This window comes from Sphingobacteriales bacterium (assembly GCA_016719635.1).
In the GTDB taxonomy this organism is placed as follows: Bacteria; Bacteroidota; Bacteroidia; order Chitinophagales; family JADIYW01; genus JADJSS01.
Genome location: JADJYT010000001.1, coordinates 540,756 through 560,123, shown reverse-complemented (window position 1 = coordinate 560,123; position 19,368 = coordinate 540,756). Strand labels below are relative to the sequence as shown.

Annotated in this window: 23 protein-coding genes; 13 read left to right on the top strand and 10 right to left on the bottom strand. The window is 39.4% G+C overall.

Annotation, left to right across the window (positions count from 1 at the left end; genetic code table 11):
* Positions 1-30: 30 nt before the first annotated feature.
* The 4 genes from IPM95_02590 to IPM95_02575 form a co-directional block, all read right to left on the bottom strand.
* Positions 31-849 carry a hypothetical protein gene (locus IPM95_02590; protein ID MBK9328204.1) on the bottom strand — a complete coding sequence of 273 codons (819 nt, stop codon included), beginning with the start codon at positions 847-849 and terminating at the stop codon, positions 31-33.
* Positions 849-1,334: a hypothetical protein gene (locus tag IPM95_02585; GenBank protein MBK9328203.1), complete on the bottom strand. Its 486-nt coding sequence runs from the start codon at positions 1,332-1,334 to the stop codon at positions 849-851. Before IPM95_02585 ends, IPM95_02590 begins: the two co-directional genes overlap by 1 nt.
* Before the next feature lie 95 nt (positions 1,335-1,429).
* Positions 1,430-1,921: a DUF456 domain-containing protein gene (locus tag IPM95_02580; protein ID MBK9328202.1), complete on the bottom strand. Its 492-nt coding sequence runs from the start codon at positions 1,919-1,921 to the stop codon at positions 1,430-1,432.
* 2 nt (positions 1,922-1,923) lie between these two features.
* Entirely contained in the window at positions 1,924-2,541 is a 618-nt protein-coding gene (locus IPM95_02575) for a DUF4230 domain-containing protein (GenBank protein ID MBK9328201.1), read from the bottom strand.
* Positions 2,542-2,646: 105 nt separating this feature from the next.
* Here IPM95_02575 and surE point away from each other — a divergent pair, with 105 nt between their 5' ends.
* The 3 genes from surE to lpxB are packed head-to-tail and all read left to right on the top strand — an operon-like array spanning position 2,647 to position 4,882.
* On the top strand, positions 2,647-3,420 hold the full coding sequence (surE, locus tag IPM95_02570) for a 5'/3'-nucleotidase SurE (protein MBK9328200.1): 774 nt from the start codon (positions 2,647-2,649) through the stop codon (positions 3,418-3,420).
* A gap of 53 nt (positions 3,421-3,473) precedes the next feature.
* On the top strand, positions 3,474-3,794 hold the full coding sequence (locus IPM95_02565) for a hypothetical protein (GenBank protein MBK9328199.1): 321 nt from the start codon (positions 3,474-3,476) through the stop codon (positions 3,792-3,794).
* A gap of 26 nt (positions 3,795-3,820) precedes the next feature.
* Positions 3,821-4,882, top strand: a complete 1,062-nt coding sequence (gene lpxB / locus IPM95_02560) for a lipid-A-disaccharide synthase (GenBank protein MBK9328198.1) — start codon at positions 3,821-3,823, stop codon at positions 4,880-4,882.
* Here the strand turns inward: lpxB and IPM95_02555 are convergent, their stop codons facing one another.
* Positions 4,883-5,299 (bottom strand): 6-carboxytetrahydropterin synthase, encoded by a 417-nt coding sequence (locus IPM95_02555; protein MBK9328197.1) that lies wholly within the window; start codon positions 5,297-5,299, stop codon positions 4,883-4,885.
* A gap of 112 nt (positions 5,300-5,411) precedes the next feature.
* Between IPM95_02555 and IPM95_02550 the strand changes: the two genes are divergently transcribed.
* The 3 genes from IPM95_02550 (at position 5,412) to IPM95_02540 (ending at position 8,644) form a co-directional block, all read left to right on the top strand.
* A complete protein-coding gene (locus IPM95_02550; GenBank protein MBK9328196.1) occupies positions 5,412-6,548 on the top strand; it encodes a hypothetical protein in 1,137 nt (378 codons plus the stop codon).
* Positions 6,549-6,723: 175 nt separating this feature from the next.
* Entirely contained in the window at positions 6,724-8,043 is a 1,320-nt protein-coding gene (locus tag IPM95_02545; GenBank protein ID MBK9328195.1) for a hypothetical protein, read from the top strand.
* 109 nt (positions 8,044-8,152) lie between these two features.
* Positions 8,153-8,644 (top strand): hypothetical protein, encoded by a 492-nt coding sequence (locus IPM95_02540; GenBank protein ID MBK9328194.1) that lies wholly within the window; start codon positions 8,153-8,155, stop codon positions 8,642-8,644.
* A gap of 4 nt (positions 8,645-8,648) precedes the next feature.
* Here the strand turns inward: IPM95_02540 and IPM95_02535 are convergent, their stop codons facing one another.
* Positions 8,649-9,485 (bottom strand): alpha/beta fold hydrolase, encoded by an 837-nt coding sequence (locus IPM95_02535; GenBank protein MBK9328193.1) that lies wholly within the window; start codon positions 9,483-9,485, stop codon positions 8,649-8,651.
* A 142-nt stretch (positions 9,486-9,627) separates the two neighbouring features.
* Here IPM95_02535 and IPM95_02530 point away from each other — a divergent pair, with 142 nt between their 5' ends.
* The 4 genes from IPM95_02530 to IPM95_02515 are packed head-to-tail and all read left to right on the top strand — an operon-like array spanning position 9,628 to position 12,552.
* Complete coding sequence (locus tag IPM95_02530; GenBank protein MBK9328192.1) at positions 9,628-10,524, top strand: polyprenyl synthetase family protein; 897 nt, start codon at positions 9,628-9,630, stop codon at positions 10,522-10,524.
* A 15-nt stretch (positions 10,525-10,539) separates the two neighbouring features.
* Positions 10,540-11,544 carry a cation transporter gene (locus IPM95_02525; protein ID MBK9328191.1) on the top strand — a complete coding sequence of 335 codons (1,005 nt, stop codon included), beginning with the start codon at positions 10,540-10,542 and terminating at the stop codon, positions 11,542-11,544.
* A gap of 45 nt (positions 11,545-11,589) precedes the next feature.
* Complete coding sequence (locus IPM95_02520) at positions 11,590-12,078, top strand: DUF2384 domain-containing protein (protein ID MBK9328190.1); 489 nt, start codon at positions 11,590-11,592, stop codon at positions 12,076-12,078.
* 15 nt (positions 12,079-12,093) lie between these two features.
* On the top strand, positions 12,094-12,552 hold the full coding sequence (locus IPM95_02515; GenBank protein MBK9328189.1) for an RES family NAD+ phosphorylase: 459 nt from the start codon (positions 12,094-12,096) through the stop codon (positions 12,550-12,552).
* Here the strand turns inward: IPM95_02515 and lptB are convergent, their stop codons facing one another.
* Together lptB and recJ are read right to left on the bottom strand one after the other, a co-directional pair.
* The gene (gene lptB / locus IPM95_02510) at positions 12,553-13,281 is read right to left on the bottom strand and encodes an LPS export ABC transporter ATP-binding protein (protein ID MBK9328188.1); all 729 of its coding nucleotides are present in this window, start codon (positions 13,279-13,281) and stop codon (positions 12,553-12,555) included.
* The gene (gene recJ, locus IPM95_02505; protein MBK9328187.1) at positions 13,281-14,978 is read right to left on the bottom strand and encodes a single-stranded-DNA-specific exonuclease RecJ; all 1,698 of its coding nucleotides are present in this window, start codon (positions 14,976-14,978) and stop codon (positions 13,281-13,283) included. Before recJ ends, lptB begins: the two co-directional genes overlap by 1 nt.
* Before the next feature lie 153 nt (positions 14,979-15,131).
* On the opposite strand from recJ, the gene IPM95_02500 reads away from it, so the two are divergent.
* On the top strand, positions 15,132-15,455 hold the full coding sequence (locus tag IPM95_02500; GenBank protein ID MBK9328186.1) for a hypothetical protein: 324 nt from the start codon (positions 15,132-15,134) through the stop codon (positions 15,453-15,455).
* A 56-nt stretch (positions 15,456-15,511) separates the two neighbouring features.
* On the top strand, positions 15,512-16,672 hold the full coding sequence (locus tag IPM95_02495) for a glycosyltransferase family 4 protein (protein MBK9328185.1): 1,161 nt from the start codon (positions 15,512-15,514) through the stop codon (positions 16,670-16,672).
* Here the strand turns inward: IPM95_02495 and IPM95_02490 are convergent.
* Positions 16,641-17,468 carry a hypothetical protein gene (locus tag IPM95_02490; protein ID MBK9328184.1) on the bottom strand — a complete coding sequence of 276 codons (828 nt, stop codon included), beginning with the start codon at positions 17,466-17,468 and terminating at the stop codon, positions 16,641-16,643. The two genes, IPM95_02495 and IPM95_02490, sit on opposite strands and share 32 nt — an antisense overlap.
* A 1-nt stretch (position 17,469) precedes the next feature.
* The gene (locus IPM95_02485) at positions 17,470-18,243 is read right to left on the bottom strand and encodes a DUF4184 family protein (GenBank protein ID MBK9328183.1); all 774 of its coding nucleotides are present in this window, start codon (positions 18,241-18,243) and stop codon (positions 17,470-17,472) included.
* A 176-nt stretch (positions 18,244-18,419) separates the two neighbouring features.
* Here IPM95_02485 and IPM95_02480 point away from each other — a divergent pair, with 176 nt between their 5' ends.
* Entirely contained in the window at positions 18,420-19,352 is a 933-nt protein-coding gene (locus tag IPM95_02480) for a hypothetical protein (protein MBK9328182.1), read from the top strand.
* Positions 19,353-19,368: the final 16 nt, after the last annotated feature.

Below are 19,368 nucleotides of genomic sequence, written 5' to 3'. Positions count from 1 at the left end.
ATTGTTTTCTAGTTTCATTTTTTACAATTTTTAACCCCTTTTTTTACTGATGGGAAAGTACAGCAACGATAAACCCAACAATGTAATATCGAAATTGTAAATCCGCATTACCAAATAGGTGCTGATTGCAAACCCCATCAACAGTACAAATAAGATCCTGTCTGCCCGCTTGGTAAAGATACCTATGATAAAAAATGACTGTGTTATAAATAAAAGCTTAAAGGCAAGATTTGCCGCAAAAGGATATTGTATAAGCAGCTTTGCGACCTTATAGCTGATGTGGCCGGGATGTAAAACGGCAAGGTCCGTGTGTTGGTTGACCAAAATGGCAGAAAACGTATCCGTACCCAAAAGTGCTCCGTGTTGGAATTTATGATAGGCAGAAATTACAAGGATATAGATGAGGAAAAACCGGCCGAATTCAATCAGCAATTCTGTGGTTTCACTTTTTTTGAAACAGAATGGCAGTAATGCTGCAAATAGACAACTGATACTTTTGGTGTGTGATACCGAGTAGGATTCCAGGGTGATGCGCTGAACGAAGAAGAACAGGATTAATAAGATGGTAATACCGTTTCTGTTTTTATCTGACAGAACTGCGGCTAAACTTAACATTATCACTCCGGCATCAATGATACAACAGGCCCACCGGTTGTGTATGATAAATTCAGGAAAGCAAAGTAAGTGGCTCAGCCAGAACGTGTAATCAGTACCGGGACCTTTAACAGGCTGGTCAAACGTGTATATCAGCAAGGCATGGCTGTAAATCCTGAACAACAGGAGTAAGAAAAACCAGATGAACACCCTTTTGGCGTATTTTTCAACTTTTGTATGAATGGCGGTATGCATCAGTTCTTTAGAATTAAAAGCGTTTTTCCCGTATCTGTCTGTATAAATTTTCCGTTTGAATATTGATAATGCATTTCCTTAACTTTCAGCTGTTGAATCGGGTTACGTGTGATTTGGTGTGAAATATAGTTTTTTAACCAAACTGGATATCGCTTAACTTCATCGCTGCCATTGATTATTTTTTCTGCAGCATATGAATAGACGAAAGGAGGAAAAGAGCCGGTTCTTTTTTTTACCACAGCATCCAACGGATCCTTAAACCCGGTTTGTTGCAATTCATTATATTTTTGAAAGGTATGTGTGATGGTTGCCTCCTGCCAGATAGGGATTCGGGTTATATCCAGCCGCTTACCGTTGATGTAAAATTCGTTCTGGCTGACCGCAGCAGGGAGCTGTTCCTTATGGGAATACATGCTCCATACAAACCACGGAAATGAACTGTTGTCTTTCATGTAAAGATACTGCTGAATAAGAATAAACAGCATGACACCGGTAAACAGAAATTTGTTCTGCCGGAATAATCGAATTAAATACAAATCCCTAAACATGAATTAACTGATTGTGCTGCTCTTCAGTTTGCTCAAAAAACAGCTGTGAAAAAGTGATAACATATCATCAGGACGAGGATGATTTTTATACCGCTGGTCAGCAGAAATCCGACAAAAGAACCCATTCCCGATCTAACAGCAACTGAAAATTCCTGACCCGTAAAAAGTTCTCCCAGCATTGCACCTAAAAACGGGCAGATAATAATAGAAACACCGCCAAAAGGAGAAAAGATGATACCTGCCACTATTCCTATAAAACAACCCCGTACACCGGCTTTTGTTCCCCCGAATCTCTTGGTACCCCAAACAGGTATCAGATAGTCGATAAGGATTTCAATCAGGATGAAACCTAAATAGGTAATCAGCAACCAGAGCGGTAATTCCTCTTTTTTGTTTAAGCCAAAATAGCCGAGTAGTAACGCCATATAGGCAATAGGTGGGCCGGGCAGCGGCGGCATAACGCAACTGACCAGTCCTACTACCAGAAGGATAATGCCGATTGTTATGATAATACTGCTCTCCATGGCTATTGGTTAATGTAATTTTTTGGAGTAAGAGAACTGCCTTCCACTACAATGCTGTATCCATTGCCTTTTGCCATATAAAATAATAGATCAAACAGGTCATTCTTTTGTTCTTCCGCCTGCCGTATCAATTCCATACTGAGTGCCTTCTTGCGGATATTGTCTTTTGCCATCTTATTGAGCTTACTCAGTTCTGCTTCACTGAAACCTGTAAAAATACCGGTGCTTAGATTCTCGAATTTTATGTCTGTGTCTACAGAAAGGATTTCCGGTTTGGGCATATGTCTGATTGTAATCGTTTTAGCCTTTTCATCGGTTGAAATGTCCATATTTTCCAGATTATAACCTACTGAAACTTTGGCATCGACTTTCAGCATTGCATCTTTCCGGAATCCCGGAAAATCAATATAGCTGAAATCCCTATAATTCATTATTTCAGAATAATGCCCCTCCACGGTTATCAGCTTCATCACTTTCCGTATTCTCTCGACAACAATGGTGCTGTCAACAGCAGAATTATCCTTCTTTTTTAATAAATCACTGATGAATACTTTAAATCCGAGTATTCCAACCAACACCACTAAGACTGTTATAGTGACGTTCTTATAGCCTGAACTCATACACCCAAACCTACAAAAAATAGAGTAAATTATAGGATAAAATAAAAATAAAATTACAGGCAGTCAGTTACTTATCTCTTGAGCTTAATTTTGTACTTTTGCAGAATGAGCAGACCGGTTATATTAGTAACGAATGATGACGGGATCATTTCTCCCGGTATCAGGGCGTTGGTGGAAGTGATGGTTAAATTCGGTGATGTGACGGTGGTCGCACCCGATAGTCCGCAGTCCGGCATGGGGCATGCCATTACCATTCATGACCCTCTGCGGCTGCAGAAAGTGAATGTTTTTGGAGATATACCCGCTTATCAGTGTTCCGGTACTCCGGTGGATTGTGTAAAAATTGCTATCGATAAAATATTGCACCGCAAACCGGATATCTGTGTTTCGGGGGTTAATCACGGTTCTAATGCTTCCATCAATGTGATTTATTCAGGAACCATGTCGGCCGCCATGGAAGCTGCCATTGACGGTATTCCGGCTGTGGGCTTTTCATTGCTGGATTTTTCTTTTGATGCCGATTTTTCTGGTGCAAAGGTGTATGCCGAGAAAATCATCCGCAATCTGTTGAATTCGGGTTTGCCAAAAGATTCTTTATTAAATGTCAATATTCCCAAACTGCCGGTAAATGAAATAAAAGGCATGAAGATATGCCGGCAGGCGACGGCCAAATGGGTCGAAGAGTTTGACGAACGCAGAGATCCGAACGGAAAGAATTATTACTGGCTGACCGGCAATTTCGTCAATTTCGACCAGGGAGAAGATACGGATGTGTGGGCGTTGGATAACGGATATGTATCCATCGTGCCCGTTCAGTTTGATTTAACACACCACCATGCCATCTCGTACATCAACCAGAACTGGAACCTGCATGAATAAATAATAGAACACATCATTTACCGTTTATATCGTATTGTTAAAACAAACCTCTTATGAATACTGAATCTGCACCAAAACGATTGTTGGATAAAATGGACCAGACCATCATCGGATTCGTTATCGGATTGATATTGCCGATGTTCATGTTCGTACTCTATTATCTGGTGAAATTTGACGGCTACACATGGGATGAATATGTAAATGGAGCCAGAGATTTAGCAGTGTTACCATCTTTTATAAAAGTGAGTGTATTCATCAATTTACCGTTCTTCTTTTTATTCAACTTATTGAAGAAATTCAATTTGTGTAAAGGTGTTTTTTTTGCCTCACTCATTTATATTGGCGGAATGCTTTTTATAAAGTTTTTATACTAAGTCAACCATTATCTACCCAGGTAAGTATGAAGTATTACATTATAGCAGGTGAAACATCCGGTGATTTACATGGCAGTAATGTGGTAAAAGAAATTCTAAAACTTGATAAAGAGGCTGCCTTTAGAGGTGTTGGAGGGGATATGCTTCTGCGGGAAGGTGTAAAAATGCTGTTTGGACTGGACCGGCTGTCTTTTATGGGGTTTTATGAGGTATTGAGATATCTCCGTACCATCCGCCGGAACTTTACAGAAGTAAAAAATGATATACTCTCTTTTCAGCCTGATATAGTTGTCTTGATTGATTATCCCGGATTCAATCTAAGGATGGCAAAATGGTGCAAACTGCAGGGGTATAAAGTCGCCTATTATATTTCGCCGAAAGTCTGGGCATGGAACGAAAGCCGTGCTGAAAAGATAAAACGATATGTTGATTTGATGTTGTGCATACTGCCCTTTGAAGTTTCATTTTACCGTAAACATCAATATTCGCAGGCATATTTTGTCGGACATCCGTTATTGGATGTTATTGATGTAACAGAAATTCCCAAACCGGTCCCGTCTTTCATCGCCTTATTGCCTGGCAGCAGGCAACAGGAATTGAAAAATTTGCTCCCTGTGATGCTCGAAACGGCCATTCATTTTCATGAAGAACAGTTTGTAATAACAGGTGTCTCAAGATTAGCGTATTTATATCCCGCCGAACTTCCGAAAAACGTGAAAATTGTTTTTGATAAAACATACGAGGTTTTACAACATTCGAAGGCTGCGGTTGTATGCAGTGGTACGGCTACGCTGGAAACGGCATTGTTCGGAGTGCCGCAAGTGGTGGTTTATAAGACATCCTGGTTGAATTATCAGATTGGAAAGCGACTGGCGAAAGTGCAGTTCATTTCTTTACCCAACCTGATTGCAGAAGAAAAGATAGTAGAAGAACTGATTCAGCAGGATTGTTCGATAGGTAAAATTACTGCAGAACTCACCCGGTTATTAAACTCCCCTCATCCCTTGGATTACTTTAAATTAATCGAAAAGATAGGAGAGAAGGGCGCTGCCCAGCGGGCGGCAAAATTGATTGTCGAAAATACATGATTAGGCACATGGATATTCCACCATATTCTTTTCCGTTTCCCAGAGTTTGATAAACAGTTCATATTTAACATCCAGTTTGGAACGGATGATATCATAAATGACCACTACAATATTTTCTGCAGTCGGATTCAGATTCTTAAATTCTTCCGTGTCAAGATTCAGGTTTTTGTGGTCAAATCGCTCTTCGATTTCATCCCGGATGATGTCTTTGATGATTTTCAGGTCGATGACATAACCTGTCTCAGAATCAATTTCGCCGGTCACCTTCACTTCCAACGTGTAATTATGCCCATGAAAATGCTCGTTGGCACACAATCCAAATACATCCTTGTTTTTTTCAGGACTCCATTGGTCGTTCCAGAGTTTATGGGCGGCATTGAAACTAGCCCGGCGGATTACGGCTACTTTTTTATTCATTCTATAAAGTTAAATGTTATTTGTCATAACTAAACTGTTGATAATTGTAAAATGTTCAAACATAAACATCGCTATCTTAATTATCATTCATCTTTAATCCTTATTTTCGGGCATGCTTTTTTCAAAAGTAATTGGTCAGCAGTCAGTCAAACAACATTTAATGGAAATTGCCCGGTCGGGGCAGATTCCGCACTCGCAATTATTTTTAGCACAGCCTGGAGCAGGCGGCCTGCCATTGGCACTGGCTTTTTCGCAATATATCGTTTGTGGAAATAAAGGTGAAACGGACAGTTGCGGTACCTGTAACGCCTGTATGAAAGCTCAGAAACTTATTCACCCGGATATACATTATTCCTTCCCGGTAGTCAATAAAAATCCTTCGCACAAATCACCACAAACCAGTATCGATTATTTAAAAGAGTTTAGAGAAGTGGCACTGAATCAGCCATATATAGATGAACTGGAATGGCTGCAATACATCGGTGCGGAAAATAAGCAAGGAAATATTACAGCGGATGAAGCACGGAATATTTTAAAGGGTCTGAGCCTGACGACCTTTGAAGCGGATTATAAAATCCAAATCATCTGGATGGCGGAGGCATTGGCAAAAGAAGGGAATATTTTACTGAAACTATTGGAGGAACCACCGGCAAAAACCGTATTGATACTGATTGCCGAAAATCAGGAGGCGATTTTACCAACTATATTATCCCGTTGCCAGCTGGTAAAAATCAATAAAATTGATGATGTGTCTGTTGCGGAAGCCTTATTGAGAAAAGGAATCCCCAGGGAAAATGCCACCCATATCGCCTACCTGGCAGATGGCAATTACAAGGAAGCGGTTAAGCTGACCGAAGCCTCTTCATCTATAGACACCATTCGTTTGACCCATTTTTTCAGATATACCATCCGCATCCGCGAAAGTACCAACGCCGGGTCATTATTGAAATGGACGGAAGAAATGTCTAAAATAGGAAGGGAAAATTTAAAATCATTTTTAGAGTACCTGTTACATATTGTCCGGGAAACGGTTCAGGCCAAATATGTGTCATCTTCAGCAGCTAAATTAACCGAGGAAGAGGTGGTGATTTCCAAAGCTTTGGACAAATATATCAGCCTCCATAAACTTTCTAAGCTGGTGGAATTAATCAATCAAAAGCATTACGAAATAGAGCGAAATGTGAGCCCTAAATTTGTTTTAATGGATATGTCATTGAAAATGAATCAAATACTTTGGACGAAAGATTAACATTTGCGTATAATTAGCTTCTGAATATCCCGTTTTTTCCTGTATTTTTGTCATAATAACTTTGCATGGATACAAAAACTATGGAAATGTTGTTTTGGAATTAATTGTTCATATTCAGTTATTATTGAGATGGTTTCTGCCTATTCAATACTAACTACTCAATACTAGATAAAAAATGAGTTGTAATAGTTGCGGAACCGTAGGTGGTATGCCTACCGGTTGTAAAAATAACGGACATTGCGCGACAGGCGGCTGTTCCAAATTAGAAGTACATGACTGGCTCAGCGATATTACAGCTGACCCTTTTGCCAAATACAATATTCATGAAGTGAGCTTTAAGAATGGCTCTCGAAAAGGGTTTTACCGGAATGATAAACGATTTGACCTGTATACCGGTGATTATGTCATAGTTGAAGCGGTGCAGGGTTATGATTTGGGGCAGATTACATTGAGCGGTGAATTGGTGCGCCTGCAGATGAAAAAGAAACGGGTCAAAGAAAGCTCTGAAGATATTCGTTCCATTTTGCGTATTGCAAAAGATAATGAACTGCACCTGATGGAACAGGCTCGTGCCAAAGAAAAGCAAACCATGTTGAAAGCCAGGGTATTGGCACGCAATCTTGGTCTCGATATGAAGCTGGGAGACGTACAGTACCAGGCTGATGGCCGTAAGGCTACGTTTTATTATACGGCTGATGGCCGAGTGGATTTCAGGGAACTGATTAAGGTGCTCGCGGCGGAATTTAAGGTGAAAATTGAAATGCGGCAGATTGGTGCACGTCAGGAGGCGGGAATTGTAGGCGGTATTGGTTCCTGTGGACGGGAGTTATGCTGCTCTACCTGGTTAACCAGTTTCAAAACGGTGAATACAACAGCTGCCCGCTATCAGAATTTATCCATCAACCAGACTAAATTAAGCGGTCAGTGCGGCAGGCTCAAGTGTTGCCTGAATTACGAGTTAGATACTTACCTGGATGCATTGAGAGATGTTCCGGAAAAAGCGGAAACCTTACAGTTAGAAACGGGCGAAGCACGTCTGATGAAAACCGATATCTTGAAAGGCCTGATGTTTTATACGGTGAAAGGATCCGGCACATTTTATCCCATTTCACTCGAAAATGTTAAGATGATTCTGGAGATGAATGCGAACGGCAAAAGACCGGCTGACATCACCGAGTTAGTGGAAGTGGAAGAAAAAGCCGGTGTGGAAGAGGTGCTTGAATTCGCAGATGTGGTCGGTCATATTTCGCTTGCAAGTCTGGACAGAAAAGATAAAAAACATCATCACAAAAACAAATCAAAAGGGCAGCAGCGCAATCAGCAGAACCGGCCGCAGAACAATAATCAGCAGCAAGGCCAGCAGAATAAACCGGCGAATCAGCAGCAGAAGCCGCAGAATAACACAAACAGACAAAATCAAAATCGTCCGCCACGACCTAATAATCAGGGCAATGCTAACAACAATCCTAACAGAAATAATCCGCCTAAAAAATAATAAGATAGCATTGCGAGTTACGAAGCAATCTTTATTGTTATTAGTGATTTATTTAATGGGTTTTTCATGTGCTCAGGCTACCCATAAACCTTACCTGGCAATTCAATTAATGCCTGCAGGATTTCAGAAACAAATCAAAACGGTAAACAGTGAATGTAAGGTTGCTTACGGTATGCGGATAGATAATGCATTGAACGAAATAACCAACTATAAGCCGGATGAGATTCGACATTTTATTTATTATGAAGCTGATTATGAAAAACTATTCCGTTGCCCGTTCTGGATGGCAATGGACAGTGCACGATTTTGCACTTTTATTCCTGAATTAATAAATGCGCTGACAGATACTACCTATATCGGACTGACCAATGCTTTTGATGTTACGATTTGGTGCAGGGTGAAGACCGGGCAATTAAAGGAGAATACCTACAATTATCAGATAGACGATGATGTTTTTAGAGTTTGCGGAAGAGCCAGCTGGATTTTAAAACGACTGACAAAAAATGAATTCGGAAATATCCGGTGCGATACAAAAATGGAGAATATCCTTGCTATTCAAAGCAAATGGATGAAATGGCTGAATACGTTGAAAGGAAAATAATCCGCTATCCTTTCTTTAAAAAATGAATGGTTTCCTCAACAGCAGTTTTACTGTCATTCGGCAGTTGATTCTCATGCCAGGGGTGCTTACCTCCGAATGTATGGTCTGCATTTTCTATTAAAACCCACTTGCTTCCGGAATTCCAATGATGCAGTTGCTGACCAGCGGTATATGGAACAGATGTATCGTTGCCGCCATGAAGAATCAGCCACGGAATGATAATTTTTGCCGAGGCATTCGGTATGTCTAATCGTTCTTTATGGGTATTATAGTTTTTATATAGCTGGTAGTATAATGGCATGTTCTGCATTGTGCGGGAATTGAACGTATATATGACTCCTTCATTTTTCCATTTTTCCAAATCCAGCCCTGCAAAGAAATCATTGGCATCCTTTACACTTGCCCAGGTGACGAGTTTTTTTACACGTTTGTCTTCATTTGCTTTCAAGATAACCGTTCCGCCGCCACGGCTATGCCCCATTAAATATATTTGACGATTGTTTCCTTCGAAAATAACTGCATTTGCCTCCAGATAATCCAATACCAACCCTAAATCGTCCAGCTCAATTGAAAAGTTATTGTTTCCAAAAGCTTCTAAATCAGTGAAGTCTGTTGGTTGTTCTGTTGTTGTTCCGTTGTAGGAGAAGTTGGGTTTTATAAATACAAAATCATTTTGTGCAAAGGTTTCAGCGATCAGGTTAAAATGCCCCCAGTCCTTAAATCCTTTAAATCCGTGACAAAATATAACTATCGGTTTTTCCATTTCATTTCTAGTATAGGTGATATCTAGTGTAATCGGTTTTCCTTTTGAGCCGTTTATGGTCAGTGCTGTCTTTTGCATGTATGAAAGTTTGTATATTGTGTTTACGAATTAAACGTTTACCTTTAGCAAAAATAAACAATCGTTGAGTAACCCCGTAGATAATTTAAAAGCTCCGATTGACAGAGAATTGGAATTGTTTGAACAGAAATTCCGTGATGTCATGCGAAGCCATGTAGCGCTGTTGGATAAAGTCAATTACTATATCTATCAGCGGAAAGGCAAACAGGTTCGCCCGATGTTTATCTTTCTGGCAGCGAAGATGTGCGGTGAAGTGACGGAGTCCACCTATATCGGAGCCTCGCTGGTGGAGCTTTTGCATACCGCCACCCTCGTTCACGATGATGTGGTGGATGATGCCTATGAACGGCGCGGTTTTTTTTCCATCAATGCGCTCTGGAAAAATAAGATTGCTGTTTTGGTGGGGGATTATTTTTTATCCAAAGGATTGCTTTTGGCGTTAGATACGCATAATTACAACTTGCTGCATATCACTTCCACAGCGGTAAAAAGAATGAGCGAAGGCGAGTTGATGCAGATGGAAAAGGCCCGCAAACTGGATATTGATGAGAGTGTGTATTTTGAAATTATAAGAAATAAGACAGCCTCCCTGATTGCAGCCGCCTGCGAAGTAGGCGCAGCTTCAACAACAAAAGATGCCGGACTGATAGAAAAGATGCGCCAGATTGGAGAAAATATAGGCATTGCCTTTCAGATAAAAGATGATTTGTTTGATTACGGCGAGGCGGATATCGGCAAACCGAGAGGAATTGACATTAAAGAACGAAAGATGACCTTACCGCTTATATATACCCTTAATAATTCAAGCGCATCTGAAAAGAAATGGATAATCAATACGGTTAAGAATCACAATGAAGATAAAGAAAGAGTCAATGAATTGATCCAGTTTATCCATAAAAAAGGCGGTATTGAATATTCTGAGAAGATGATGTATGCCTATAAACAACGCGCTTTCGATATCATCTATACGATTAATGATTCTGAATCAAAGACAGGACTGATCAATCTGGTCAATTACATTACGGAAAGAAACTACTAACCGACGAATTTTTTTATGCCAATTGTTCAAACTTCAGGTAAAATCAACAGTAAAATAGCCTTGCAGGCTTTCACGCTTGTTGTAGGTCTTTTGCTGCTTTGTATGAAATTCTTTGCCTTCTTTAAAACTAATTCCAATGCGATACTGACAGATGCCATAGAAAGTATTATCAATATTGTAGCAGGTGGTTTTGGTTTGTATAGTTTATATCTCGCTTCAAAGCCAAATGACGAAGATCATCCGTATGGACACGGTAAAATTGAGTTTATCTCTGCAAGCATTGAAGGCAGTCTGATTTTGGCAGCAGGCATCAGTATGATTATAAAGGCAACCTACAATTTTTTTGTTCCCATTAAAATCGGCAGCCTGGATATCGGTATTCTGTTAATCGGTATATCGGGGGCTGTCAATTTTTTAATGGGATGGATGGCGCAGAAAAGCGGAGAGCGGAACAGTTCCCTGACACTGGTTGCCAGCGGGGAACATCTGAAGTCGGATGCCTACTCATCTGCGGGTCTGCTTATTGGTTTAGGGTTGATTGTACTGACCAAATTAGTTTGGCTGGATAATATCGTTGCCATCCTGATGGGTACTGTAATTATTTATAGCGGATACAAAATTCTGAAACATTCCGTAGCAGGCATTATGGATGAAGCTGATTTTGATTTGCTCAGTAAAGTAATTATACACCTGAATATAAACCGCCGTGAAAACTGGGTTGATATTCATAATTTCAGAATAATTAAGTTTGGAGAAAAAATACATATAGACTGTCATACTACCATTCCGTGGTTCTTTAATGCCCACGAAGTGCACAATGAATTAAAGCTAGTGGAAGAAAACATCCAGGAAACAATTCCCAATAATCTGGAAACATTTATTCATGCCGATCCCTGTTTGCCTAAATCCTGTAAGAGTTGTTATAAATCAGATTGTTCACACAGAAAAGGGGACTTTGTCAGGAAAATTGACTGGACATTGGAGAACGTTATGAAAAATGAGAAACATTTTGTCGATTAATTGCATTTTACGACAAATTGTATTATTTTTGTGACAAATGTCGTTATGAAGCCTAAAGTCAAATCACCGGCCGCCTATAAAGTATCAAAAGATAAAACACCGAAAGTCAGGGAAAGAGAAGTTTCATATGATTTTTCTTCCGCTATCTCACCCATATTATTTGATGATGCCCGATTACTGATACATAAATCGAGGGCAGGTGTAGATATGGCCCGAATCAATCAATTAGCGGAAATATATAATTTATCTCTGAAAGACATTGCATCCATATTACATTTGTCTGAGAGAACCTTGCAAAGGTATTCCTTGTCAGAATTACTCAATCCGGAATCATCTGAGCGAGCATTGAGATTACAACGCTTATACGAAAGAGGAGCTGGAGTTTTTGGTACTTTGGATAATTTTATAGAATGGATGAAATCACCGGTGCTTATTTTTAAGAACGAAAAACCAATTTCATTCTTAGACACCATTTTTGGCTTCGAGTTATTGGAAGATGAATTAGGACGAATTGAACATGGTGTTTTTGCATAATCTCCAATCTTCAGTATGGTAGTCTTCAGAATCTGCAATACCCTTTATTCAAATGATTTAAGTGGGATAGGGGCAAAGATGCATGGCGGAAGATGGAATAGTAAGGGTTACCCGATATTATATACTTCTTCTACAAGAGCACTGGCGGCTTTAGAGGTTTTAGTACATTTGCCTATTAATAATGTAAGATCGATGGATTTTTCAATTGTGTCCATAAGTTTGCCGGAAAACAGTCTCGAAGAAATTAGATATAACGTTATAAAAAATGAAGTGGAGAATAACGGATTAAGCAGTAGTTTTAAATCTATTGGAGATGAATGGATAAAAAGAAATTCATCCTTACTTTTAAAAATTCCATCAGTTGTAATAAATGAAGAATTTAATTTTTTAATTAATCCTGATCATAAAAATTTTAATAAAGTAAAGATACTATCGAAACAATCTTTTTGCTTTGATGAGCGATTATTGAGGTAATTACTTCTTCCGTAATTCAAAATTTTGGCCAAGATATACTTTTCTAACCTGTTCGTCTGACGCTAATTCTTCGGCAGTGCCTTGTTTTAAGATTCTGCCTTCAAATAACAGGTAAGCTCTGTCAGTAATAGAAAGTGTTTCCTGCACATTATGGTCGGTGATGAGTATTCCGATGTTTTTAAATTTAAGTTTTTCTACAATATGCTGGATGTCCTCTACAGCAATCGGGTCGATGCCTGCAAACGGTTCATCCAGCAGGATAAACTTGGGGTCGGAGGCCAGTGCACGTGCTATTTCCGTTCGCCTTCGCTCCCCTCCGGACAGCAGTTTGCCTTTCGTTTTGCGCACATGTTTCAGTCCGAATTCATCTAACAGGCTTTCCAGCTTATCCTTTTGTGCTGCTTTTGTAAGGTCGGTAAATTCCAGAATCGCCCGGATATTATCTTCCACACTTAAAGTCCGGAATACCGAGTTTTCTTGTGGTAAATAACCCACTCCAAGTTTTGCCCGTTTGTACATGGCAACTTTGGAGATGTCTTTATCGTCCAGGTATACTTTCCCTGCATCTGGAGTGACCAATCCAACGGTGATGTAAAATGTAGTGGTTTTTCCGGCTCCGTTAGGGCCTAATAAACCTACAATTTCTCCCTGATTCACTTCAATAGAAACATTGTCTACTACTTTTCGTTTGCTGTATGTTTTCACTAAGTGTTCGGCGCGTAAAATCATTATCGCAGGTCTTTCAGTTTGAATTCTATTTTGGTTTGTCCGTTCCAGATATTGGCATACATCTGATAGCAGATATCAAAGGTTTCTTTTGACTGCATGATTTTCATATGATTTCCCATGCCAAATCCAATACCGTTTCTGGGGTCTTGTCCGTCTTTCAGGATATTCAGTTTTAAATGGTTACCGTTCAATACTTTGCTGTATCCTGTATCATATACATCTTTCGTGACAAAATTCGGACGCATGTTACCCGGCCCGAATGGTCCCATCTGTTCGACGATATTGAAAAATTTCTCATTGATGTCGGACAGTTCGATTTCCGCATCCACTTCTATCTGCGGAATCAATTGTTCATCTAAAATCCGTTCGCTCACCACTTTATCGAATTGAACGGAAAAGTCATTTATCTTGTCGAGTTCTATCGTTAATCCCGCCGCGTATTTATGTCCGCCAAACTGCACCAAATGTTCACTGCACGCTTCAATAGCTTCATGTAAATCAAACCCCGGAACGGAACGGCCGGAGCCAACCGCTTTCCCGTTGGAAGCAGCTAATACAATTGTAGGACGGTGGTATTTTTCAATCAGCCTGGATGCAACAATGCCTATCACCCCTTTGTGCCAGTGTTCCTGATACAATACGGTGGATTTGCGGGCTATCATGACTTCGTCATTATCAATCAAGGCGAAGGCTTCTTCCGTAATATCTTTATCCAATGTCTTGCGGTCGGTATTGTTTTGCTGTACTTTCTTAGTTTTCTCAATGGCTTTTTCATAATCGTCTTCAATTAACAGGGTAACGGCTTCAGAGCCATGTGCTATCCTGCCGGCAGCATTAATTCTTGGACCAATGATAAATACCAAATCGGTGATGTCTAAATCTCTGCTTAATTTCAATTCACTCATCAGCGCTTTGATACCTGCCCGAGGATTGGTGTTGATCCTGTCTGTACCGAATTTAGCCAGAATTCTGTTTTCACCTGTAATCGGCACTAAATCAGATGCAATGCTGATGGCTACCAGATCGAGCTGGTCGTATATTTTTTCAGAAAGGATATTGTTTTTTTCGGCATAAGCCTGAATAAGCTTAAAGCCAATCCCGCAACCGCTCAGCTCATCAAAAGGATAGCTGCAATCTTTTCTTTTCGGGTCTAATACAGCAACCGCGTCCGGAAGTGTATCGCCGGGTAAATGGTGGTCGCAGATAATGAAGTCTATATTTTTTGCTTTGGCATATTCCACTTTATCCAACGCCTTGATTCCGCAGTCTAATGCGATAATCAGGCTGTACTTGTTTTCAGCGGCAAAATCAATCCCTTGAAAGGATATCCCATAACCTTCTGAATATCTGTCCGGTATATAGTAGCCTACCTTTTCGTAAATTTCTTTGAAGAATGAATAGACCAATGAAACGGCAGTGGTTCCATCCACATCATAATCCCCGTAAATTAAAATCGATTCATTGCCCTGGATAGCTTTTTCAATGCGCCCGATAGCCAGATCCATATCCTTCATCAGGAAGGGATTATGCAATTTTGACAAACTGGGTCTGAAGAAATCTTTAGCTGCTACAAAGTCAGTTATACCTCTCAATACCAATAATTTACAGATTACCGGATGAATTTTTAATTGCTTTTGCAATTCACTGACGAGTATATCGTCAACTTCCAGATATGTCCATCGTTTTTGAAACAGCATATTTTTTTATCAGAACCTCAAATTTATTGAATAGTTAGTGAATTCAATAATTTTTGCAGGTAAAATGGTTAAGATAATAGTAATTCAGTCTTAATATGTTTTTCCCGCTGAAAGCGGATAAGTTTATAAATTTGTACGATATAGGGAATTTATATGAAAGAATTAATCAAAAAGTCAATTTACGTTTCGGTAGGTACAGCAGCTGTTACGAATGATAAAATCAAGGAACTGCTGGAGGATTTGATACAAAATAATCACTATACGGAAGAAGAGGGCAAAAGGATAGTTGATAATTTTTTATTTGAGTTACGCCAACAGCTGGATACCGTGAATACATCTGTTTTAACAAGAATGGATGCTATTTTTCAAAGATTCGGTATCTCCAATTTCCTAACATTCAAGGATGATATTGAACGGTATGTTAAAGAAGTTAAGGAGGATCCGACCTTCTTGTTGAAACTGCCTGTCAAGAAATAAGGGGAGATTAGGTTTCTTTTTTATAAATTTACAGAAAGAAACAACCGTATTCTGCTTTGAATATCTTAATCCTGAATTATGAATACCCGCCTTTAGGCGGAGGTGCAGGCATGGTTACCCAGCATTTAGCCAATGAATTTATAAATAAAGGTCATTCCGTTACGATACTTACCACCTGGTTTTCCGGAGAGCCGGAATATCATGCGGAAAATAACTTGAATATCATTCGATTGGTATCTAAACGGAAATACACCCATCAGTCCAACCCGCTGGAGATGTATGATTGGTTGAAGAAAAGCAGGGAGTATGCCGGTCTACATTTTAAGGAAGGTCAGTTTGATATTTGTCTGGCTAATTTCACCATTCCGGGAGGAATTGTCGCCAAGTATATATTAAAGCGGTTTAAGATACCATATATAATACTTTCTCATGGACATGATATACCATGGTTCAGTCCGAGACAAATGTTTTTATGGCATCTGTTTTGTTTTCCCGTCATAAAAAACATCCTGCTGCATTCGAGTTACAATGTCGTACTTACGAAACAACTTAAGAACAGTGCAGATAATTTTCTGGGCAAGAAAAATAGGGATAAGAATAAAGTCATACCAAACGGCTTGTTGTCATTTGAAGTGAGAAAGGGGTTTGATGCCGGTGATCAGACGATACAGGCTTTATTTGTCGGAAGGCTGGTCGAACAAAAAGATCCTTTGTCTGTAGTTAGGGCATTCAAACGGTTGCAGCATAACAATATCCCGATACACCTGAAGATAATTGGAGATGGGAATCTAAAAGGTGCCATTGAAGATTATATTATCAAAAATAATCTGAAAGACATTGAATTAATGGGTAAAATCAGTCAGAGCCAGGTAATGGAAGAATATACCAAAGCACATCTGCTGATTGCTCCAAGCCGGGAAGAGGCCATGTCGTTATGTGTATTGGAAGCGGTGTCTTGTGGTTTATATGTTTGTGCTACCGATGTCAGCGGTAATAAGGAAGTGATCCTGGAAGGTCTGAATGGGAATTTCGTTCAGTATGCCAATCCGGCAGATATTGCCGGTAAGATACAGGCATTTTATTTCGATAAATTTTTAAAAAACTACCGGTATCCGGAGTTGCTGCTGCAATTTATGCAGCAGAATTATTCATGGGATAATGCCGCCAAGATGTACCTGGAATTATTTACTTCGGCAAAAAATACCAGCTCAGGGTAGAATTAATATTTTTCAGCAGATACCAGTATCGGCTTAACAGAATTTTGTGTCGGATTATTTTTTTACCCTCATAGGTTTGGGGCGGAATTGCATATTTACTTAATAATTGCTGGACGACGGAATTTTTTAGGAAAATGGACTTAGAAATATCCAGGCGCCTGAATTCCTCATTCATCCAGTGAATGATTTTCCATTCGTTCGGTATGGCTGCCTTTCCGGAAAGCATGCGCATGACTTCGGGAAAACTGTCATTATTGGATATTTTCTGAATATAGGGTGTTAATTCATATTTCAGTATGCCTTGATTTAATATCTCAATTGGAAGCATCCAGTTTTTATTTTCAGCAGTGACTTTTTGGACAGCCTGTTCGAAACACCATTTCATCATCTCACTGTGTGCAGGGCACTTCATGAAATTACCTACCGCACCCACTTTGTGGTGATAGCGGAAGAAAAATTCGGCAGGAATATCAAATGGCCTCAGACAGGTAATATCCATATCTGTCCAGATGCCTCCCTGCTCATATAATAATTTATAACGGAAGATATCTGAAAATCCGGCATAACTTCCTTTGCCGTGCCCGTGTTTGTTGGGGTTTTCATATGAAAAGACCTGGCACTGAGGAATGACTGTGCCGGCAAATTTCAGGACTGTATCCGGAGGTGCATTAATGGTATCCGGTGTGTACGTCCATAACTGGAAGGTAAAGCCATTTTGTAGGAAGGAGTGTATGGTTAGTAATTCTAAAGCAGAAAGTTCTCCCTGTATCCATAATCCGTTTACGGTAGCCTTCATCTTACTGGGTTTTACGGATACGGTTAGCGATATAAGAATAGAAACAAATCAGATAAAAGGAAAGCATAAAGGAGGAAGTAAGAGATATAATCAGTTGATCTGCCAGATAGCCATCCTCCTGCAGCTGAAAGATATAAAATTTTAAGATGCTGATACCCACCGACAGTAGGATTACCAAGAACCAGAAGGATAGTTGTTTTAGCGTCATATGGAAGTCCGAAATTATCGGGTTTTCACAGGTAAGATATTTCCAGAGCAGGTAAAACCCATACAAAGAGAACAACACAGGTAATGCATATATGGCAAGTCCATAAAAAATATTGGCTGTTTGAATGCTTCCGGTGATGGCCAGGACCAATGTCTTTACACTCCAGGCATCCAGTATGTGGCACATGATATCCAATAGCAGATGTAAAAAAACAGCCAAAATAATGGAGAAAGAAATTTTTATGAAATGAGACTTAAACTCTGGAATTATATTTATGGATAAAAAAGACGAAACCTTTTTTTGTATAACGGGGGGTAGGTTTACGGATAAGACTGACTGACAGGTCAGATGAAAAAAAAAGACACTAAGGAGCGCCAGCGGATATATGTAAAACAGAATGGAGAAAAGGTCATATTGAAACAAGTGAAACCTGTTTTCTGAAAATCGGAACAGAATATCATAATCCGGTGCTAAACTGCCAAACACAAGGCCCGTTGTTGAAAGATGTGAAGACCATTTCTTTTTTACAGGTAAAATGTACCCGGTATGTGCAAATGTAAAAGGCATTTTAACAAAGATACTATGTTTGATCCATATTTTATAGGTCATGCACCGTTCCTGTGAAGTGCATACAACGAAGGGATAGGGATGGTTTTTTAAAGAATCTGTTAAAAGTGGCATAAAAATTGTGAACTGATTACAATAAATTAGTATTTTTGACGACTTTTAATAAAAATCTGATTATGAGAATTATTTCCTTGTTATTCCTTGTCTCCTTTTCATGCTTCATAGTTAAGGCTGAAGAATCGGTATCTTTCTACAAGCCTGCAGTTGTTCAATTTAACAGATTAACGGATGATACATTAGATGTATTCATAAAGCAATACGGAAAGGACTCTCTTTTGCGAAAAATTGATCAACACATTTATAAATCGAAAGAATTGCTGAAAGCATACAACAGATATAACAGCGATGTTGAGCTTGCACTGAAATTCAATGGCGTAAATAAACACTTCAACCTCGGTTTAGATTCGTTTATCATGATAGATGAAAATCAAATCCAAAAGAATTTTACGAAGTCATATGGGAAGATTATAGGGGATACCGCATTCGTAAAAGCAAGTGCCGCTGAAATTGATAAGAAGAATATCTATAATCTGTTTTTACAAAGTATGTATACCAAGCAAGGCCGTTCAGGATTAGCTGTTTTTTGTAATGAATTCGTTATTACAGATAAAATGCTGGACACCCTCTATAAATCTTTTGATTATTACTCTAAATCGATACAATTGGAATATTACTGGACTTTTGTAGAATTTAACAGAGATTGCGGCAACAAGGAAAATAATTCAGCGGCATACAAAACTCAAATTTATAACAAACTGAATAAGGTCTACAGTATCAGTAAAATTGCCACTGACACAGCTGCCATCATTCCCAAAAATATGGTAGAACGCTCTCTTTCTAATTCAATTGAGTTTTTTGCCCTTGGACTTTACGGGAAAGACATTACGCTAAAGAAAAATGCAAAGGATATCGTCTATTTTCTTTCCCTTCAGTTGAGCGACGGCGGCTGGCAGGAATATAATGCGAATGGCCAGTATGCTAAATTTAAACCCACCTTTTATGGCCTTTGGGCATTGCTGGAACTGAGAGAAGAAATTAGGAAATTGTAAAGCAATCCTCGTAAAT

Bases quoted from the DNA above. Each gene is read 5' to 3' on its own strand.
- IPM95_02590 (MBK9328204.1), bottom strand. From the start codon at position 849: ATGCATACCGCCATTCATACAAAAGTTGAAAAATACGCCAAAAGGGTG.
- IPM95_02585 (MBK9328203.1), bottom strand. From the start codon at position 1,334: ATGCTGTTTATTCTTATTCAGCAGTATCTTTACATGAAAGACAACAGT.
- IPM95_02580 (MBK9328202.1), bottom strand. From the start codon at position 1,921: ATGGAGAGCAGTATTATCATAACAATCGGCATTATCCTTCTGGTAGTA.
- IPM95_02575 (MBK9328201.1), bottom strand. From the start codon at position 2,541: ATGAGTTCAGGCTATAAGAACGTCACTATAACAGTCTTAGTGGTGTTG.
- surE (MBK9328200.1), top strand. From the start codon at position 2,647: ATGAGCAGACCGGTTATATTAGTAACGAATGATGACGGGATCATTTCT.
- IPM95_02565 (MBK9328199.1), top strand. From the start codon at position 3,474: ATGAATACTGAATCTGCACCAAAACGATTGTTGGATAAAATGGACCAG.
- lpxB (MBK9328198.1), top strand. From the start codon at position 3,821: ATGAAGTATTACATTATAGCAGGTGAAACATCCGGTGATTTACATGGC.
- IPM95_02555 (MBK9328197.1), bottom strand. From the start codon at position 5,299: ATGAATAAAAAAGTAGCCGTAATCCGCCGGGCTAGTTTCAATGCCGCC.
- IPM95_02550 (MBK9328196.1), top strand. From the start codon at position 5,412: ATGCTTTTTTCAAAAGTAATTGGTCAGCAGTCAGTCAAACAACATTTA.
- IPM95_02545 (MBK9328195.1), top strand. From the start codon at position 6,724: ATGAGTTGTAATAGTTGCGGAACCGTAGGTGGTATGCCTACCGGTTGT.
- IPM95_02540 (MBK9328194.1), top strand. From the start codon at position 8,153: ATGCCTGCAGGATTTCAGAAACAAATCAAAACGGTAAACAGTGAATGT.
- IPM95_02535 (MBK9328193.1), bottom strand. From the start codon at position 9,485: ATGCAAAAGACAGCACTGACCATAAACGGCTCAAAAGGAAAACCGATT.
- IPM95_02530 (MBK9328192.1), top strand. From the start codon at position 9,628: ATGCGAAGCCATGTAGCGCTGTTGGATAAAGTCAATTACTATATCTAT.
- IPM95_02525 (MBK9328191.1), top strand. From the start codon at position 10,540: ATGCCAATTGTTCAAACTTCAGGTAAAATCAACAGTAAAATAGCCTTG.
- IPM95_02520 (MBK9328190.1), top strand. From the start codon at position 11,590: ATGAAGCCTAAAGTCAAATCACCGGCCGCCTATAAAGTATCAAAAGAT.
- IPM95_02515 (MBK9328189.1), top strand. From the start codon at position 12,094: ATGGTAGTCTTCAGAATCTGCAATACCCTTTATTCAAATGATTTAAGT.
- lptB (MBK9328188.1), bottom strand. From the start codon at position 13,281: ATGATTTTACGCGCCGAACACTTAGTGAAAACATACAGCAAACGAAAA.
- recJ (MBK9328187.1), bottom strand. From the start codon at position 14,978: ATGCTGTTTCAAAAACGATGGACATATCTGGAAGTTGACGATATACTC.
- IPM95_02500 (MBK9328186.1), top strand. From the start codon at position 15,132: ATGAAAGAATTAATCAAAAAGTCAATTTACGTTTCGGTAGGTACAGCA.
- IPM95_02490 (MBK9328184.1), bottom strand. From the start codon at position 17,468: ATGAAGGCTACCGTAAACGGATTATGGATACAGGGAGAACTTTCTGCT.
- IPM95_02485 (MBK9328183.1), bottom strand. From the start codon at position 18,243: ATGCCTTTTACATTTGCACATACCGGGTACATTTTACCTGTAAAAAAG.
- IPM95_02480 (MBK9328182.1), top strand. From the start codon at position 18,420: ATGAGAATTATTTCCTTGTTATTCCTTGTCTCCTTTTCATGCTTCATA.